17 protein-coding genes are annotated in these 18,418 nt (G+C 63.9%); 11 read left to right on the forward strand and 6 right to left on the reverse strand.

What is annotated here, in order from left to right:
• Positions 1-60: 60 nt before the first annotated feature.
• Positions 61-1,059, reverse strand: coding sequence for a bifunctional riboflavin kinase/FAD synthetase (locus N511_RS0119030; RefSeq protein ID WP_027680727.1), 999 nt, complete (start codon positions 1,057-1,059; stop codon positions 61-63).
• Between the two features lie 220 nt (positions 1,060-1,279).
• Between N511_RS0119030 and N511_RS0119035 the strand changes: the two genes are divergently transcribed.
• Positions 1,280-3,112: an ATP-binding response regulator gene (locus N511_RS0119035; protein WP_027680728.1), complete on the forward strand. Its 1,833-nt coding sequence runs from the start codon at positions 1,280-1,282 to the stop codon at positions 3,110-3,112.
• A 66-nt stretch (positions 3,113-3,178) separates the two neighbouring features.
• Here the strand turns inward: N511_RS0119035 and N511_RS0119040 are convergent, their stop codons facing one another.
• The gene (locus N511_RS0119040; protein ID WP_027680729.1) at positions 3,179-3,844 is read right to left on the reverse strand and encodes a response regulator transcription factor; all 666 of its coding nucleotides are present in this window, start codon (positions 3,842-3,844) and stop codon (positions 3,179-3,181) included.
• 402 nt (positions 3,845-4,246) lie between these two features.
• Here N511_RS0119040 and purN point away from each other — a divergent pair, with 402 nt between their 5' ends.
• From purN to nadC, 7 genes are all read left to right on the forward strand, one after another.
• Positions 4,247-4,897: a phosphoribosylglycinamide formyltransferase gene (gene purN, locus N511_RS0119045; RefSeq protein WP_027680730.1), complete on the forward strand. Its 651-nt coding sequence runs from the start codon at positions 4,247-4,249 to the stop codon at positions 4,895-4,897.
• Positions 4,894-6,288, forward strand: coding sequence for an RsmB/NOP family class I SAM-dependent RNA methyltransferase (locus N511_RS0119050; protein WP_027680731.1), 1,395 nt, complete (start codon positions 4,894-4,896; stop codon positions 6,286-6,288). The genes purN and N511_RS0119050 overlap by 4 nt, the downstream gene beginning before the upstream one ends.
• Positions 6,285-6,854 carry a phospholipase D family nuclease gene (locus tag N511_RS0119055; protein WP_009241310.1) on the forward strand — a complete coding sequence of 190 codons (570 nt, stop codon included), beginning with the start codon at positions 6,285-6,287 and terminating at the stop codon, positions 6,852-6,854. The genes N511_RS0119050 and N511_RS0119055 overlap by 4 nt, the downstream gene beginning before the upstream one ends.
• Positions 6,855-6,879: 25 nt before the next feature.
• Positions 6,880-8,256 (forward strand): mechanosensitive ion channel family protein, encoded by a 1,377-nt coding sequence (locus tag N511_RS0119060; protein WP_027680732.1) that lies wholly within the window; start codon positions 6,880-6,882, stop codon positions 8,254-8,256.
• A gap of 370 nt (positions 8,257-8,626) precedes the next feature.
• Positions 8,627-9,817 (forward strand): DesA family fatty acid desaturase, encoded by a 1,191-nt coding sequence (locus N511_RS0119065; RefSeq protein ID WP_009241308.1) that lies wholly within the window; start codon positions 8,627-8,629, stop codon positions 9,815-9,817.
• A gap of 187 nt (positions 9,818-10,004) precedes the next feature.
• The gene (nadA, locus tag N511_RS0119070) at positions 10,005-11,153 is read left to right on the forward strand and encodes a quinolinate synthase NadA (protein ID WP_027680733.1); all 1,149 of its coding nucleotides are present in this window, start codon (positions 10,005-10,007) and stop codon (positions 11,151-11,153) included.
• The gene (gene nadC, locus N511_RS0119075; protein WP_027680734.1) at positions 11,150-12,049 is read left to right on the forward strand and encodes a carboxylating nicotinate-nucleotide diphosphorylase; all 900 of its coding nucleotides are present in this window, start codon (positions 11,150-11,152) and stop codon (positions 12,047-12,049) included. Before nadA ends, nadC begins: the two co-directional genes overlap by 4 nt.
• A 9-nt stretch (positions 12,050-12,058) precedes the next feature.
• Here the strand turns inward: nadC and nadB are convergent, their stop codons facing one another.
• From nadB to radC, 4 genes are all read right to left on the reverse strand, one after another.
• Complete coding sequence (gene nadB / locus N511_RS0119080; RefSeq protein ID WP_027680735.1) at positions 12,059-13,660, reverse strand: L-aspartate oxidase; 1,602 nt, start codon at positions 13,658-13,660, stop codon at positions 12,059-12,061.
• Positions 13,661-13,837: 177 nt separating this feature from the next.
• Entirely contained in the window at positions 13,838-14,008 is a 171-nt protein-coding gene (rpmG, locus tag N511_RS0119085; RefSeq protein WP_003262397.1) for a 50S ribosomal protein L33, read from the reverse strand.
• A 13-nt stretch (positions 14,009-14,021) separates the two neighbouring features.
• Entirely contained in the window at positions 14,022-14,255 is a 234-nt protein-coding gene (gene rpmB / locus N511_RS0119090; protein WP_004631999.1) for a 50S ribosomal protein L28, read from the reverse strand.
• Positions 14,256-14,435: 180 nt separating this feature from the next.
• Positions 14,436-15,110, reverse strand: a complete 675-nt coding sequence (gene radC / locus N511_RS0119095) for a RadC family protein (RefSeq protein ID WP_027680736.1) — start codon at positions 15,108-15,110, stop codon at positions 14,436-14,438.
• Positions 15,111-15,228: 118 nt separating this feature from the next.
• On the opposite strand from radC, the gene N511_RS0119100 reads away from it, so the two are divergent.
• The 3 genes from N511_RS0119100 (at position 15,229) to N511_RS0119110 (ending at position 18,365) form a co-directional block, all read left to right on the forward strand.
• A complete protein-coding gene (locus N511_RS0119100) occupies positions 15,229-15,717 on the forward strand; it encodes an FKBP-type peptidyl-prolyl cis-trans isomerase (protein WP_027680737.1) in 489 nt (162 codons plus the stop codon).
• 1 nt (position 15,718) lies between these two features.
• Positions 15,719-16,702: a 4-hydroxy-3-methylbut-2-enyl diphosphate reductase gene (ispH, locus tag N511_RS0119105; RefSeq protein ID WP_027680738.1), complete on the forward strand. Its 984-nt coding sequence runs from the start codon at positions 15,719-15,721 to the stop codon at positions 16,700-16,702.
• A 454-nt stretch (positions 16,703-17,156) separates the two neighbouring features.
• A complete protein-coding gene (locus N511_RS0119110; protein WP_027680739.1) occupies positions 17,157-18,365 on the forward strand; it encodes a branched-chain amino acid ABC transporter substrate-binding protein in 1,209 nt (402 codons plus the stop codon).
• Positions 18,366-18,418: the final 53 nt, after the last annotated feature.

Here is an 18,418-nt window from a genome sequence, read left to right on the forward strand (position 1 = left end):
TGACAGTGCAGGGCGCGCGTGCGCAGCGTGTGGCTTCTGGGCGGCGAACGTGTCGGCCGCCTACTGAATTCGGTCGGTGGCGGAGGTGGCGAAGTCGCGCCGAAGCATTGGCGACTCGCCGGCCGGCGGAACGGGCAGGCCGAAGAACTGCCGCGCGTGAACACAGTCCTGCGCGATGGCGTCCTTGAGCGCATCGAGCGAATCGTAGCGAGCCTCGTCGCGCAGCTTCTTCATGAATTCCACGCGGACCAGCTTGCCGTAGACGCTGGCGTTGTAATCAAAGACATGCACTTCCAGCAGCACGCGGCCGGAGTCGTCCACCGTCGGGCGTACGCCAATGCTGGCGACGGCAGGCAGCGGTTTTTCAGCCAGCCCGTGCACCTGCACGACAAAGATGCCGGCCACTGCCGGCTTGCGGTGCGAGATGCGCAGATTCAGCGTCGGGAAGCCGAGCGAGCGGCCGAGCTTTTGCCCATGCACCACGTGCCCGCTGATGGCATAACCGTGACCGAGCAGGCGGCGGGCATGTTCGAGGTCGCCCGCGGACAGGGCCTCGCGCACCGCCGAGCTGGAGATGCGGATGCCGGACTCCGACACCGAGCCCATCTGCTCGACTTCAAAGCCGAACTGCGCGCCGGCGGCCTGCAGGTAGGTGAAATCTCCGGCGCGCTTGGCGCCAAAGCGGAAGTCATCGCCCACCAGCAGCCAGCGCGCGTGCAGACCATCCACCAGAACATTGCGGACGAATTCGTCGGGCGTTTGGCCGGCAAAATGCGCGTTGAAATGCTCCACGACCACGCGATCGACGCCCTGGCGGCGCAGGCTTTCCAGCTTGTCGCGCAGCAGGGCGATGCGGGTGGGCGCGCGGTCCGGCATGAAGAATTCGCGCGGATGCGGCTCGAACGTCATCACCGTGAGCGGCAATCCGCGTGCGTCGGCCGCCGCGCGTGCGCGGGCCAGCAGAGACTGGTGCCCGCGGTGCACGCCGTCGAAGTTGCCGATGGTCAACGCGCAAGGCGCGCGACTTTCGGCGTTGGGCAGGCCGCGAAAGACTTTCACGAGAAGCGTCGGTGGTCGAGGAAGGGGGAAGTGCGTTTTGTACCGGATTGGCGCGGCAGCCGGCCAAAATCCAGCAAAACGCACATTATATAAGGGATTGCCCCATCCCCGGCGGGTCAAGGGAGGATGAAGCTGGGTGTTGCACAATCGTCCGAACGATGCGCCCGCGCGGTTCATGCTTGCGGCACAATCCGGTATCCAGTTTCTTGCCGACATCTCCTTGAACGCCTCGCTGCGCCTTTTCTTCGCCAAGTTCGGGCTTGCCAGCCGCGCGCCGCTTGAACTGGATGCCCGAGCCAAGCTGCTCGCCGCCGTGCATCGCGGGGCGCCCATGGGGATTGCCGCCTCGGTCGTCCTGCCTGCCTTGACGGTCGCCGCATTCTGGGATGCCTCGAACCGGCCGGGGCTGCTGGGCTGGTGCCTGATCATGCTGTGCCTGACGGCGTCGGGCCTGCGCTTCTATTTTGGTTATCGCTACGACCTGACCCGCATGACGCTGGCCGCGCACACCCGCAAGTGGTGGACGGGCATGCACGTCATGTCGGCGGTGGGCGGGGTGGCGTGGGGCTGTTCGGCAGGGCTGTATCTGATGTCGCCGTCGCTGGAGTTCAGCAGCCTGCTGATGATCGTGATCATCGGTGTGGCGGCGGCGGCGGTGTTGTCGCAGGCGCCGGTGCCATCCAGTTTGCTGATCCTCGGAACGGGCATCCTGGCGCCGCACTTTGTGCTGGCCGAGCAGGCGTTTCCGGGGCACGGGCTGTATTTGCGCGGCGTGCTGCTGTTTTTTGCGGCGCTGCTGACGCGGCATGCCGTGAACATCCACAACACGCTGGTGCGCGAAATCCAGCTGGAGAACGAGAGCCGCCAGCTCGCGCGCCGCTACCAGGATGAAAAGCAGCGCGCATTGTCGGCGTCGGAAGAAAAATCGCGCTTCCTGGCCGCGGCCAGCCACGACTTGCGCCAGCCTGTGCATGCGATCGTGCTGCTGGTGGAGGCGCTACGGGCGCGCAACCAGTCTGAATCCTTGGCGCCGCTCGTGGAGCAACTCGCTTCGGGCGCTGCGACCATCGATTTGCTGTTCCGCTCGCTGCTGGACTTGTCCAAGCTGGAGAGCCGCAAGACCTCGCCGACGCTGGAGCCGGTGGATCTGGGCGAAGTGATCACCGAGGTGGTTCAGCAGTTCATGCCGGATGCACGCGCCAAGGGCCTGACGCTCGCGGCGCGCATCCCGCCGCTGCCCGTATTCGGGATGGCCGAGCCGGTGCTGCTGCGCCGGGCGCTGTTCAACCTCCTGCAAAACGCGCTGCGCTACACCGAGCGCGGGGGCGTGATGGTGGCGCTGCGCGTGCGCCAGAAGCATCTGCGGATCGAGGTCTGGGATACCGGCATCGGCATCGCGCCTGAGCACCAGAAAGACATCTTCTCGACGTATTACCAGGTCGAAAACCCCGAGCGCGATCCGAGCCAGGGTCTCGGTTTGGGCCTGTCGATCTACAAGGAATGTGTGCGTCTGCTGCGCGGCACGTTCGGCGTGCGCTCGGTGCCGGGGCGCGGCTCGATGTTCTGGATGGCGCTGCGGCCCGTGCCCGCGGAGATCAAGGCGCCGCTGGCGACGCAACCGCGCGCCGAGCAGAAGCGCGCCGTGCTAGATCAGCCGCGGTTCTCCGGCGTGGTGCTGGTCGTGGATGACGACCCGCAGATCCGCAAGGCCTGGCACGCGCTGCTCGAAGCGTGGGGCGTGGAAGTCCACAGCGCCGCAGACGGCCGTTCCGCCGAGCAACTGCTCGCGCGCGGCATCCGTCCGCAGATCATCTTCTGCGACTTGCGCCTGCCCGGCGAGGAAGACGGCCTGCAACTACTTGAGCGCTGGCAGGTCAGCCACCCCGATGCCCACGCTGTGCTGCTGACCGGCGATCGCAACTCCGCCGCCCTGGCGCGCGCCGAAGAAGCCGGCTACCTGCTGCTGGCCAAGCCGATGGACCCGAACATGCTGCGCGTGCTGCTCAAGCGCTGGCTGCGCGGCCGCTCAGCCGAGCCGCAGGTCGCTTACTGATACGGACGGGAATGTGAAACGGCGCCGTCGATGGCGGCGCCGTGATGGTCAGGCCAAGCGTGCAGATCAGGCCGCGCCTGTCAGGCGGAAGCGCTCCATGCGCGAAATGATCTGGATGCGCGTGCGCACGCCGAGCCGCTGCAAAATCGCTGAGACGTGTTCTTTGACGGTGTTCTCCGTCAGGCCCAACTGGCGCGCAATCGACTTGTTCGGCAGACCTTCGAGCAGCAGCGCCAGCACCGAGCCCTGACGCGGCGTCAGCCCCAGTTCCGCCGGCGTGATCGGGATGCCGTGCGAGGCGCCGCCCTTGCCGTTCGTGCCGCCCATATCGTCTTCCGACGGGAAGGATGCATCGCCGCCAAAGATGCCGGCGACTGCCTTGGAGAAGGCATGCGCATCGGCGTGCTTGCCGATGAAGCCGATGGCGCCCAGCGCTTGGGCCTTGGCGACGATTTCCGGCGTGTTTTCCGCCGACATGAAGGCAAAGCGCGCTTCCGGCAGTTTGCCGCGCAGCTCCCGCATGGCGTCGAAGCCGGTGCAGTCGGACAGCCACACGTCCAGCAGCACGACGTCCGGACGGACGCCTTCTTCGACCAGCGCAAGCGCCTGGCGCCGGCCAATGGCCGCGTGCACCTGAACTTCAGGCAAGGCGTGTGCAAGAAACGTGGTCGTGCCAGACAAGGCGAGAGGGTGGTCGTCGACCACCAGCAGGCTACGCAGCGAGCTCGTCATTCTTATTCCCCGGTGAGGGCAGGGCCCTCTTGTTGTTGTACGCGTGTCGACCCGGCGCGGGCGATGGTCGACGGGCCGGGCGTATCACCCTGTGCCGATCGACCGTCACGGTATCGCCCGCACGATGTTGCAGCGCGGGATGAACGGCCGCCGGATACGCGTCGGATCATCGCTGGCTGCACACCCGACCCCTCGGGAGCGCGGACAATTATGGTGCTGAGATTATCAGAGCGCGCCAAAGCACGCCAACGGTTGCCCCTTCCTTTTGCCGGCGCGACAGGGTTTTTGCCGGCACGCGTCGGCAAAATGCCACGGTGCCTGCAAAAGCGCCCGCGGCATGGCCCCGCAGCCGTCACACCCGATTTTCTCGGGGAACTGCGGCGCACTTGATAAAATGCCGCGATGAAAAACATCGTCATTCTCATTTCCGGACGCGGCTCCAATATGGAAGCCATTGTCCGCGCCTGTCAGGCCGAAGGTTGGTCGGGACGCATTGCCGCCGTCATTTCTAATCGGCCCGAAGCGGCAGGACTTAAATTTGCCGCGTCGCACGGCATTGCGACCGCGGTGGTCGACCACAAGGCTTTCCCCGATCGCGACAGCTTCGACGCCGCTCTGGCGCAGGTGATCGACGGCTTTTCGCCTGATCTCGTGGTGCTGGCCGGTTTCATGCGCATCCTTACGCCCGGCTTTGTAAAGCGCTACGCGGGTCGCATGCTGAACATTCACCCATCTCTGCTGCCGTGCTTCCCTGGTTTGCATACGCACGAGGCCGCGCTGGCCATGGGCGTGAAGGTGCACGGCGCCACAGTGCATTTCGTGACCGCTGACCTGGACCACGGCCCGATCGTGCTGCAGGCCATCATCGACGTGCGTCAGGACGACACGCCTGACTCGCTCGCCGGGCGGCTGCTGGTACAGGAACACACGATCTACCCGCGTGCCGTGCGCTGGTTCGTGGAAGGGCGGTTGTCGATCGAAGACGGTGTTGTGCGCGTCTCGCCGGATGAATCGCAGCTTGTCATTGGCGTCAACGCCCGGGAGGCAGCATGAGCCAGGATCGTCAGCGTTCGCGCGGCAACGGAAACGGCGGATCAGGCAACAAGCGTGCGGGTTCGGGTGGCGGTGGCTGGTATCGCGCACCGCAGGGCAAGCCTGCCCCCCGCAGCGCTCCGCGTCCCCGCACGGGCGTGCATGGCAGCCATCTGGAGCACCTCGACAAGGTGCTTGCTCGCCTGCTGCACTTTGCGGCGCCCGCCGACATGGTGGTCAGCCAATACTTCCGCGAGCACCACGAACTTGGCCACCGCGAGCGCGGCATCATCGCCGAAGCGGCCTTTGCCGTGTTGCGCCGCAAGGTGGAATTCGGCCAGTTTGCCGAGAGCGGCACGGGCCCGGCGCGTCGCCGTCTGGTACTGCTCGGCTTGTTGCAGACGGCCGGACGTGAGCCGATTGCCCCGTTCCTGAACCCGGCCGAAGCCGAATGGCTGGATCGCTGGGAAAACCGCGACCGCGCCGCGTTGGCGGCCCGCGTGCGCGCCAATCTGCCCGACTGGCTGTTCGACGCACTGGTTGCCCAGCACGGTGCGGAATTCACCGAAGCGCTGGCTCAGGCGTGGTTGACGCCAGCACCGCTGGATCTGCGTGTGAACACGCTCAAGGGCGAGCGCGACGCCGTGCTCGCCACGCTCGCCGAAGCCGGCATTGAAGGCGCTGCGGCGCCGCTCTCGCCGGTGGGCATTCGCCTGGCCGGCAAGCCGGCGTTGAACAAGCTCGACATCTTCACCAACGGCACGGTCGAGGTGCAGGACGAGGGCAGCCAACTGCTGTGCCAATTGTTGGCACCCAAGCGCGGCGAAATGGTGGTCGATTTCTGCGCCGGCGCCGGCGGCAAGACCCTGGCGATTGGCGCGGCGATGCGCTCCACCGGGCGCCTGTATGCCTTCGACGTATCGGAAAAGCGCTTGTCGAACCTCGGCCCGCGACTGGCGCGCAGCGGTCTGTCAAACGTGCACCCGGGCCGTATCGACAGCGAGCACGATGCCAAGGTCAAGCGTCTGGCGGGCAAGATCGATCGCGTGTTGGTCGACGCACCGTGCAGCGGCCTGGGCACGTTGCGCCGCAATCCGGACCTGAAGTGGCGCCAGTCGGCGCAGGCCGTGGAAGAAATGTCGGCCAAGCAGCTGTCGATCCTGACATCGGCGGCGCGGCTGCTGAAGGCGGGTGGCCGCCTCGTCTACGCGACTTGCAGCGTCCTGGCGCGCGAGAACCAGCAGGTGGTGGAGCAGTTCCTGGCGGCACATGAAGACTTCGTGCTCGTGCCCGCCGGCGAGGTGCTGGCCGCGCAGAAGATCGCGCTGGAAATGGGGCCCTACCTCGAGCTGTATCCGCACACGCACCAGACCGACGGCTTCTTCGCGGCCGTGCTGGAGCGCCGCGCATGATGGTGCGGCGCTTCGGTTGGCTGCTGGCCGCATGGCTGGCCTTGGCTGCAGGTGGCGTCGCACTGGCCCGCAGCGCGCCGCCGGTGCAACCCGCCAAGGGCACGGTGCAGGCCGCGTTCACGCCCGATGACGACATCGAAGGATTGTTGGCCGATGCCATCGACCAGGCGCGTGAGCAGGTGCTGGTGCAGGCGTATCTGCTGTCGAATAAGGCGATTACCCGTGCACTGCTCGCGGCGCATCAGCGTGGCGTGGATGTGCGTGTGCTGGCCGACCGCGAGCAGATGACGCGCTCCGGCGGCAGCCGTGTGCCCGAGGTCGCCAACGCGGGCATCCCTGTCTGGCTGGAGGTGCGCTACAAGAATGCGCACAACAAGGTCATCGTGATCGACCCCCGCGGCGCGCATCCGGTGCTGGTCACGGGCAGCTTCAACTTCACGCAGACCGCGCAGCGCGGCAATGCCGAGAACGTACTCATCGTGCGCGGCGACGCCGATCTCGCCCAGCGCTATGCCGCCAACTGGCAGAAGCATGTGGGTGACGCATTGCCCTATCGGACCCAGTAAGGGTTTGCAATCACCCGCCAACCCTATGAACGGATTGCCGCTGAACCTGAACCACATTGCGCTGGGCCACATGATCGACGACATCGTCTCCGATCTCGGTGGCCCGCGCTTCATCTGGCAACTGGGCGCGCTGGTGCTGATGCTCGTTGCCGCCTGGCTGATTGCGCGGCCAATCTCGCGGCGCCTGCATGCGGCGCATGTGAACGAGACGTTCGCCCTGCGTTTTGCCTGGTCGAGCCTGGAGCGGGCGATGTTCCCGCTGATCGGCTGGTTGCTGGTGGTGGGCGCGCGCTATGCCCTGGTTGGCACCATGCCGATCAGCGTGTTCCGGCTGGCCGCGGTGCCGCTGTTTGGCCTGGCGATCCTGTATCTCGGCTTCTACGTGTTGCGCCGCGTGCTGTCGGCCAACGGCGAGCTGCACGGCATGCTCGTCCTCGCAGAACGCGTGCTGACCACGCTGATGTGGATCGGCATGGTGCTCTACGTGCTGGGCGTGCTCGGCGATGTGGTGGATTACCTCGACGGCATCCGTTTTGCGCTGGGCGGCAAGCAGAAGGTGAGCCTGGCGGCCATGCTGATGGGCGTGGTGTGGATTCTCGTCACGGTGCTCGTGGCGATGTGGTTCGGCTCGTGGCTGGACAGCCGCATCACGCGTGCTTCGGCCATTGATGCCAACCTGAAGGTGGTGCTGTCGCGCGTGACCAAGGCGGTGCTGCTGCTGGTGTCGCTGCTGCTGAGCCTGTCGCTGGTGGGCATCGATCTGACGGTGCTGTCGGTGTTTGGCGGCGCGCTTGGCGTCGGCCTGGGCTTCGGCTTGCAGAAGATCGCCAGCAATTACGTCTCGGGCTTCATCATCCTGCTGGAGCGCTCGCTCAAGCTGGGCGATCAGATCACGGTCAGCACGTACACCGGCATCGTCACGCAGATCCGCACCCGCTACACCGTGGTGCGCAATGGCGATGGCGATACGCTCGTCCCGAACGAACTGATGGTCGCGCAGGCCGTGCAGAACCACAACGAGCGCGGCACCGTGCGCGTGGCGGTGCGCGTGCAGGCGTCGTATGCCGCTGATCCTGAAAGCGTGTTGGCGCTGCTGCTGCAATGCGCCGAGGGCATCCCGCGCGTTCTGCCAGAGCCGGCGCCTGCCGCCTTCATGGCGTTGTTTGCCGACAGCGGCATCGAATACGAACTTGGGGTGTGGATCGGCGATCCGCACAACGGCAAGCTCGGCGTGCAATCCGACCTGAACCGCGCCATCTATCGCCGCTTCAAGGAAGCCGGCATCGAGATCCCATACCCGCAACGTGAAGTGCGGGTGCTCGGGGCCCAGGCGCTGCAACAGGGCGCTTCGAGCACTTCGGGTGATGCGGGAGCCGCATCGAACCCGTCCCCCTCGGCCTAACACACCTGCGCGGGGAACGGCGCCCCCTTGTCCGAGGTCAAAACGGCGGTTTTCCCCCATGGAATAGAGGGGGTATTCGGTTAAAATGCCGATTGCTCCCACGAAGGATTAGACGGCTCGTCGCAAAGGCTCAGTATTTGCGACAAAGCGCTGCGAATGCCTTGTATTGCGCAGGGGCGGAGGTCATATAAGTGGCGGCAGGAAGCTGGCCGATGTGACGCGCAAGCCGGGTGCCAACACCCGAATCCCCGCCAACACGACCCCGTTGTCGTAACGCTGCGACAACGGATGGCCTTAAGAGGCAGCATGGTCTGTTCGATTGACGGACCAAGAACTGCTTTGATCACCCGAGTTGACCACGGAGAACACTTTGATCGACTCCTTTCTGACTTTCCTTGCCAACGGCACCCTGGATTGGGCCTGGTGGCAAATCCTGATTTTCACGCTGGTGATGACGCACATCACCATCGCCAGCGTCACGATTTTTCTGCACCGCTGCCAAGCGCACCGGGCGCTGGACGTGCATCCCATCGCCGGACACTTCTTCCGTTTCTGGCTGTGGCTGACCACCGGCATGGTCACGAAGGAATGGACCGCCATTCACCGCAAGCACCACGCGAAGTGCGAAACCGAAGAGGATCCGCACAGCCCGCAGACCCGAGGCATCCGCAAGGTGCTGATGGAAGGCGCGGAGCTGTATCGCGCTGAGGCCAAGAACAAGGAAACGATCCAGAAGTTCGGCCACGGTACGCCGGACGATTGGGTCGAGAAGAACGTGTATTCGAAGTTCACGTGGCAAGGCGTCGGTTTGATGCTGATCCTCGACGTGCTGATGTTCGGTGCGCTGGGCCTGACGGTGTGGGCCGTGCAGATGCTGTGGATTCCAATCCACGCTGCCGGCATCATCAACGGTCTGGGCCACTTCTGGGGCTACCGCAACTTCGACTGCGAAGACGCTTCGACGAACGTGTCGCCGTGGGGCATCATCATCGGCGGCGAAGAGCTGCACAACAACCACCACACGTACGCCACGTCGGCCAAGTTCTCGGTCAAGTGGTATGAATTCGACATCGGCTGGGGCTACATCCGCGCGCTCGAAATCGTCGGTTTGGCGAAGGTCAAGAAGGTGGCGCCCAAGGCCCGCTTTGGCGACGTGAAGCCGGTCGACCAGAACACGCTGGAAGCCATCATCGCCAACCGCTACGACGTGATGGCCCGCTATGCCAAGACCGTCAAGGCAGCCTATCGCCAGGAGCTGGCCAAGCTGAAGGATTCGCGCGCTGTCGAGTACCGCGCGCTGAAGCCCGCCCGCAAGTGGTTCCACCGCGACGAGACCAAGCTGGGCGCGCCGCAGCGCGAGCAGCTCTCGCAAATCGTGTCGGACCACTCGGCGCTGCACACCTTCGTTGAGATGCGCCGCGAGCTTGGCGCCCTGTGGGGCCGTTCGAACGCCACGCGCGAGCAACTGCTGCATCAGCTGCAGGAATGGTGTAAGCGCGCTGAGGAAAGCGGTATCCACGCACTGCAGGAATTTGCTGTGCGCCTGCGCCGCTACGCCTGAGTTTCTTGTTTCATAGGTGAAGCCCCGCTCCGCAGCGGGGCTTTTCTTTTGGGTAAACTGCCCCAATTCCCATTTTTAATACGCCGCGACAATGTATCGCGGTGCCAGTCCTCCTCACACGCCGTCCGTTTCATTGCCGCGCCAGCTTCTTGGCGCCTTCACAGCGCGAATGGACGCGGAGACCACCATGGAAACCCACATCAAGACGGTTGAATTCGAGCGCCCGGATATGCTTTCCGAGGCGCAATCCGGTGCAAGCTGCGTCGCCCATGCCTGGGCCAAGGTGCCGCCGGTGCTGTCGCGCGAGGAACGCGACGACCTGAAGGCCCGCATCAAGCGCCTGCTCAAGGAGCGCGAGGCCGTGTTGGTTGCGCACTACTACGTGGACGCCGACCTGCAGGACCTGGCCGAAGAGACCGGTGGCTGCGTATCCGATTCGCTGGAAATGGCGCGCTTTGGCCGTGATCATTCGGCCAAGACATTGGTCGTGGCGGGCGTGCGCTTCATGGGCGAGACCGCCAAGATTCTGAGCCCCGAGAAGACCGTGCTGATGCCGGATCTTGACGCCACCTGCTCGTTGGATCTCGGTTGCCCGCCGGATGAGTTCGCCGCCTTCTGCGATGCGCATCCGGATCGCACCGTGGTCGTCTATGCCAATACCAGCGCCGCAGTGAAGGCGCGCGCCGACTGGATGGTGACCTCGTCCATTGGCCTGAAGATCGTGCAGCACCTGCACGCTCAGGGAAAGAAGATCCTGTGGGCCCCTGATCGCCACCTCGGCAGCTACATTCAGAAGCAGACCGGTGCCGACATGCTGATGTGGCAGGGCTCGTGCCTGGTGCACGACGAATTCAAGGGCGTCGAGCTTGACCTGCTGCGCGCCGAACATCCGAACGCGAAGATTCTCGTGCATCCGGAATCGCCGGAATCGGTGGTGGCGCAGGCTGATGTGGTGGGTTCGACTTCGCAACTGATTGCCGCGGCGCAGTCGTTGTCGGCGCAGGAATTCATCGTGGCGACCGACAATGGCATCCTGCACAAGATGCGGATGGCCGCCCCCGGCAAGCGCTTCATCGAGGCCCCGACGGCGGGTAACGCTGCCACGTGCAAGAGCTGCGCGCATTGCCCGTGGATGGCGATGAACGCGCTGACCAATCTGGCCGAGGTGCTGGAAACCGGTCGCAACGAGATTCACGTCGATCCGGCCATCGGGCGGCAAGCCGTGGTCTGCATTGACCGCATGCTCGACTTTGCCGCGCGCGAGAAAGCCGCGGTTCGCCCGCAAGGCGACCTGGCCGCCAACGCACAACTCTTCCAAGGAATCGGCCCGGCATGACGGCAACACAGATGAACACGACAAGTCTTGCCGCTTCGGCTGAGGCAATTTTCGATAGCTTTGGTCCGGCGCTGCGCGAGGCGTTAGCCGCCAACGTGGCCGCAGCCATTGCAGAGGACGTCGGCACGGGCGACCGCACTGGCTTGCTGATCCCCGCCGATCGCCATGCGCGCGCGCGCGTGATCGTGCGCGAGGACGCTGTGCTCTGCGGCACGCCCTGGTTCGACGCCTGCATGCGCGCCGTTGACCCGACGCTGCTCGTCACGTGGCGCCAGCACGAAGGCGATCGCATGGCGCCCGATTCCGTGGTGTGCGAGATCGAAGGCCCAGCGCGTTCGCTGTTGACGGCGGAACGCCCGTCGCTGAACTTCCTGCAGTTGCTGTCCGGTGTGGCGACGGCAACTTCCCGTTACGCCGCAGCCGTCGAAGGCACGCGCGCCCGCGTGCTCGACACGCGCAAGACGCTGCCGGGCTTGCGCCTGGCGCAGAAGTACGCCGTGCGGATCGGTGGCGGCGAGAATCAGCGTCTGGCCTTGTACGACGGCATCCTCATCAAGGAAAACCATATCGCGGCGGCAGGTGGTGTGACGGCGGCCCTGCGCGCGGCGCAGGCGTTGAATGCCGGCGTGACGATCCAGATTGAGGTGGAAACGCTCGCGCAGCTGGATGAAGCGCTGGCGGCCGGTGCCACTTCTGTGCTGCTCGACAACTTCGAGCCGGCTGCGATGCGCGAGGCTGTGCGCGTGACCGCGGGAAGGGCGCTGCTGGAGGTGTCCGGCGGCGTGAACATCGAGACGATCCGCACCTTTGCCGAGACGGGCGTGGACCGCATCTCCGTCGGCGCGCTCACGAAGGACGTGCGCGCAACCGACTTCTCTTTGCGGATCGTCGACTAAGCCCAGGCCTCAGCGTTTCCGGGCGATCTGCCGATGGGTCGGCTGCATGACCGTCGGCAGCGCCTTGGGCAACGTTTCGGGGTAGTCGCGCGAGAAATGCAGGCCGCGGCTCTCATGCCGTGACAGCGCGCTGTCGACGATGAGCGAGGCAGCCTCGACGAGGTTGCGCAATTCCAGCAGATCGTGGCTCACGCGGAAGTTGGCGTAGTACTCCGTGATCTCTTCGCGCAACAGCGCAATGCGGTGCTGCGCCCGCTCCAGCCGCTTGTTCGTACGCACGATGCCGACGTAGTTCCACATCATGCGACGCAGTTCGTCCCAGTTGTGCGAGACGACGACTTCCTCATCGGGATCGGTCACGCGGCTTTCGTCCCATGCGGGAATTTGCACCGATGTTGGGTCCGAGGCCGGTTGCGCAAGGATGTCTTCCGCCGCGCCGCGCCCGATCACCATGCACTCCAGCAACGAATTGCTCGCCAGCCGGTTGGCGCCGTGCAGGCCGGTGTAAGCCGTCTCGCCGACGGCGTACAACCCAGCGATATCCGTGCGCCCAAGATGGTCCGTCACCACGCCGCCGCACGTGTAGTGCGCTGCCGGCACAACGGGAATCGGTTGGCGCGTGATGTCGATGCCCAGCTCCAGGCAGCGCGCCATGATGGTCGGGAAATGCTCCTGGAGGAACGCCGGGCTCTGATGGCTGATGTCCAGATAGACGCAGTCCAGGCCGCGCTTCTTCATCTCAAAGTCGATGGCGCGGGCGACGATGTCGCGCGGCGCCAGCTCCGCTCGCTCATCGTGCGCAGGCATGAAGCGCGTGCCGTCGGGCAGGATCAGCTTGCCGCCTTCGCCGCGCACGGCTTCGGTAATCAGGAAGGACTTCGCGAACGGGTGGTACAGGCACGTGGGGTGGAACTGGATGAACTCCATGTTCGCCACGCGGCATCCCGCACGCCACGCCATGGCAATGCCGTCGCCGCTGGCCGTGTCCGGATTCGTCGTATAGAGATAGACCTTGCCCGCACCGCCCGTGGCCATCACGGTCTGGCTCGCGGTAATCGTCTTGACGTGGCCCGACGCAATGTCGAGCGCGTACAGGCCATGGCAGCGCATGCCGGACAGGCCCAGCTTCGCGTCGGTAATCAGGTCGATCGCGAAATGGTCTTCCAGCAGCGTGATGTTCGGGTGATTGCGCACCTTCTCGACCAGCGTCGTGACCACGGCATGGCCGGTGGCATCGGCGGCGTGGATGATGCGGCGATGGCGATGGCCGCCTTCACGCGTCAGGTGGAAGCCGAGTTCGGCCTGCTCGTCACGCGTAAAGGGCACGCCATGGCCGATCAGCCATTCAATGGCCGAGCGCCCGTTCTCGACGATGTAGCGGGTCGCGGCTTCATCGCACAGTCCTGCCCCGGCAATGAGCGTGTCGTCGACGTGCTCGTCATGGCTGTCGCCCGAATCGAGCACTGCGGCAATGCCGCCCTGTGCCCAGTCGCTGGCACCTTCCGGCAGGCTGCGTTTGCTGATGACGACCACGCGGCGGTGATCGGCTAGGTGCAGGGCGACGGTCAGGCCCGCCAAGCCGCTGCCAACAACGGCAACATCGAAATTCATGGAAGACGCGGGATGCGGTGCAGGCGCGGCTGGAGGTAACACAGTCGCATGTCAATCGGAAAGAGGAGCAGTGTACACCGCAGCATGCGCCAAACAGCAGGCAACAAAAAACCCGCCTGAAAGCGGGTTTTTGCTGTCGGTCATGCCGACGGAAACAAGATGCGCAATCCGCGAGGATTACTTGATCTTGGTTTCCTTGTAAGCGACGTGCTTGCGGGCGACGGGATCGAACTTCATGATCTCCATCTTTTCCGGCTTGGTGCGCTTGTTCTTGGTGGTCGTGTAGAAATGACCCGTACCTGCGGTCGATTCCAGCTTGATCTTGTCGCGTCCGCCTTTGCTGGCCATGTTTAACTCCTAATTAGACTTCGCCGCGTGCGCGCAGGTCCACGAGCACTTCGTCGATGCCTTTTTTATCGATCAGGCGCAGACCAGCGTTCGAGACGCGCAGGCTCACCCAGCGGTTTTCGGATTCGACCCAGAAGCGGCGATTCTGCAGGTTCGGCAGAAAACGGCGCTTGGTCTTGTTGTTTGCGTGGGAAACGTTATTGCCGACCATCGGCGCTTTCCCGGTCACTTGACAGACGCGTGCCATGGAGCACTCCTAACTAAATTCGTTGGCTACAGTTTGCGACCGGGCGCTGGGACCAAAACCAAGCGCAGCGCCACTGTAGAGGTGGGACTTCAGCGAAACGCGGATTATACACACAAAACCGCTGACAAATCAACGAGATCGACGGATTGCTGTTGGGCACCGTGCGATGCGGTGTCGGCACTACATTTTGCCGTGTTCCAGGAAGCCGTAGACGTGGCTGCGGCCGACGATCATGTGATCGAGGACGATCACGTCGAGCATGGCCAGCGCGCGGCGCAGCTCGCGGGTGAGGGTGATGTCGGATTCGCTGGGCTGGGTATCGCCCGTGGGGTGGTTGTGGGCCAGGATCACGGCGGCCGCATTGTGATGGAGGGCGCGCTTGGCGATCTCGCGCGGGTAGACGCGCGCCTCGGTCAGGGTGCCGCGGAAGAGTTCTTCCCACGCGATCAGCCGGTGTCGTACATCTAGAAAGAAGCAGGCGAACACCTCGTGCGGGCGGTGCCCCAGTGTCAGACGCAAGAAATCCTTCACGCTTTGAGGCGATTCAAAGGTCTGACCGTGCGCGAAGTCTTCTTTCAGTGCGCGCCGGGCAACCTCCAGCAGCGCATGCAGTTGTGCGTATTTGGCCGGGCCCATGCCGTTGATCGAGGAGAACTCTTGTTGGGAGGCGTGGCACAGCCGCGCGAGCGATCCAAAGTGAGAAAGCAGTTCGCGGGCGAGGTCGACGGCGCTTTTGCCTGGCATGCCGACGCGCAGGAAGATGGCCAGCAGCTCCGCATCGGAGAGGGCGGCGGGGCCGTGGGCGAGCAGTTTTTCACGCGGCCGCTCGTGGGCGGGCCAGTCGACGATTGCCATAGGGTGACATGAGCGATGGAAACCCCCCGACCGCAGGAGTGCGGCGTACGTCGCGCCTGCGGCCGCGAGGAGGGCTGACGTACAATAACGGGTCACTTTTTGGTCAAGCAGGTTGAGCGTGCAAAATTTGGTGAACGAGGCGTCCGCGACGACGCCAGACGGCGCAGGCAAGGTGGTCGGCCCGGATTCATTTCTGACGCTGCACTATCGCATCGCGTTGGAAAACGACACGGACATCGTCACCACCTTCGACGACAAGCCGGCCACGCTGCTGCTCGGCCAAGGCCAGATGGCGCCCACGCTGGAGCAGGCGCTGCTCGGTATGCGCGAGGGCGAACGCACGACGTTCCGCCTGGCGCCCGAGCATGCGTTCGGTCCGCGCAATCCGGAACTGTTGCAGCGCGTGTCCCTGGCCACGCTGCGCGAAAACTCTTCGTTCGAAGAGGATTACCAGCCGGGCGACCTGGTCGAGTTCAATGCGCCCAGCGGCGGTAAATATGCCGGCGTGCTCAAGGAAGTTGGCGAGACGTCGGCGCTGTTCGACTTCAACCACCCGCTGGCCGGCCAGACGATCGTGTTTGAAGTCCAGCTGATCGGCATTCTTTGATATGGGTAACGCTGTGAACGCCCCGCTCGACTCCATTGATCCGGTCACCCAGGCCGACGCAGAGGTTTTGTTGGCGCAGCCACGCGGCTTCTGTGCTGGCGTGGATCGCGCCATCGAAATCGTCGAGCGCGCCCTGGAGCTGTTCGGCGCGCCCATTTACGTGCGTCACGAGATCGTCCACAACGCCTATGTGGTGGGCGATCTGCGCAACAAGGGCGCGGTGTTCGTGCAGGAACTCGACGATGTGCCCGTGGGCGGCACGGTCATTTTCAGTGCGCACGGTGTGTCGCGGGCGGTACGCGAGGCGGCCGAAGCGCGCGGCCTGCGTGTATTCGATGCGACGTGCCCGCTGGTGACGAAGGTGCACGTCGAAGTCTCGAAGATGCGTGCGCAAGGCTTCGAGATCATCATGATCGGGCACAAGGGCCATCCCGAGGTGGAAGGCACCATGGGGCAGGCCAACGACGGCATGCTGCTGGTCGAATCCGTCAATGACGTGGTGCATCTCGAGGTGAAAGACCCGACGCGCCTGGCCTACGTGACGCAAACCACGCTGTCGGTGGACGAGACCCAGGAAATCGTGGCCGCCATCAAGGCGCGCTTCCCGGCGGTGCACGAGCCGAAGAAGCAGGACATCTGCTACGCGACGCAGAATCGCCAGGACGCTGTGAAGTTCATGGCGCCGCAGGTGGAAGTGGTGATCGTTGTCGGCAGCCCGAACAGCTCGAACTCGAATCGCCTGCGTGAGCTGGCCGAAAAGCTGGGCGTGCCCGCCTATATGGTGGATACGCCTGAACAGGTAAAGCCCGAGTGGGTGGCAGGCAAGCGCCGCGTGGGCCTGACCGCCGGTGCTTCGGCGCCTGAGGAGTTGGCGCAATCGATCGTCGATCGGCTCAAGGCGCTGGGCGCGCGCACCGTGCGTCCGCTCGACGGGATCCAGGAAAACATGTCCTTCCCCCTTCCGAGGGGGCTTCAAATGAATTGAATGCGTTTATGTAAATGCCCACTTAAAAGCGCACAAAAACTGTGCGCCCTAATGCGGTGCATAAATCGCTTTTGATGATTCAACGGCCACTTCTTTCGGGAGTGGCCGTTTTGTTTTGTGCATTGCAAAAACCCCTTCAACGCCCGCGAACCCTTGATTTACCGTGGAAATCGCCCGCCAAGCCGCCTGGATAGGGGGTTTCCCCTACTCTGGCACGGTTCTTGATATGCCTATGCGCCGTTCGCGAATGCCTGCGCGAAATGACGCCTGTTTGGGCATTGGGGAAAGCCCGTAAAGCGGCGTAGTTACTGTAAAAATCGTTGTTGCGACGCGTATTGCATCCGCAATAAAAGGGGATACAATTCGCGCGTTTCAAATTGAAACAATCGGCGCGGGGGGAGCGGCCGGGAGGCAGGACGCTCTTCTTGCTCTTGCGAGATCTAGGAGATCACTCATGCAAATTAAGTTTGCCAAAGTTCTGCCGCTTGCGGCTGCCGTGGCACTCGTAGCAGCTTGCGGTAAGAACGAGGAAAAGCCCGCAGACCAAGCTGCTGCACCTGCAGCAACGTCGGCTCCGGCTGCTGCTGCCGGTGGCGGCGAGACCGTCATCAAGATCGGTCACGCGGCTCCGCTCACGGGCGGTATTGCTCACCTTGGCAAAGACAACGAAAACGGTGCACGCCTGGCCGTTGAAGAAGCCAACAAGGAAGGCCTGACCATCGACGGCAAGAAGATCAAGCTGGAACTGGTCGGTGAAGACGATGCAGGCGATCCGAAGACCGGCACCGCCGTGGCGCAGAAGCTGGTTGACGAGCACGTTGTTGCCGTCGTCGGCCACCTGAACTCGGGCGTTTCGATCCCGGCCTCGAAGATCTACAGCGATGCAGGCATCGTGCAGATCTCGCCGTCGTCGACCAACCCCGACTACACGAAGCAAGGCTTCAAGACGACCTACCGCGTGGTTGCAACCGACGCGCAACAAGGTCCGGCACTGGCGAACTACGCCGCCAAGACCCTGGGCGCCAAGACCGTGGCCATCGTCGACGATGCCACCGCCTACGGCAAGGGCCTGGCCGACGAGTTCGAGAAGACCGCGAAGGCAGGTGGCGTGAATGTCGTGGCGCGTGAGGCAACCAACGACAAGGCGACCGACTTCAAGGCCATTCTGACCAAGATCAAGGGCAAGAAGCCGGACGTGATCATGTACGGCGGCATGGACGCCACCGGCGGTCCGTTCGCCAAGCAAGCCAAGGAACTGGGCATCACGGCCAAGATCGTTGGCGGCGACGGCGTGTGTACCGACAAGGTGGCCGAACTGGCTGGCGACGCGATCGACAACATCGTCTGCTCGGAAGCAGGCCTGGCGCTGTCGAAGATGGAGAAGGGCGCAGACTTCGAGAAGAAGTACCAAGCGCGCTTCAACACGCCGGTGCAGATCTACGCACCGTTCACGTATGACGCCGTCAACGTGATCATCGACGCGATGAAGCGTGCCAACTCGACCGACGCTGCCAAGATCCTGGCTGCCATGCCGGCAACCAACTACAACGGCGTGATCGGCAACATCGCGTTCGACGACAAGGGTGACCTGAAGCAAGGCTCCATCACCCTGTACAACTACAAGGACAAGAAGAAGAGCGTTCTTGACGTTGTGAAGATGTAATCGAAGGGCTACCGCCCTGAAAACGGCACCGCGCCTACCCTAGCGGTGCCGTT

This window comes from Ralstonia sp. UNC404CL21Col (assembly GCF_000620465.1).
In the GTDB taxonomy this organism is placed as follows: Bacteria; Pseudomonadota; Gammaproteobacteria; order Burkholderiales; family Burkholderiaceae; genus Ralstonia; species Ralstonia flatus.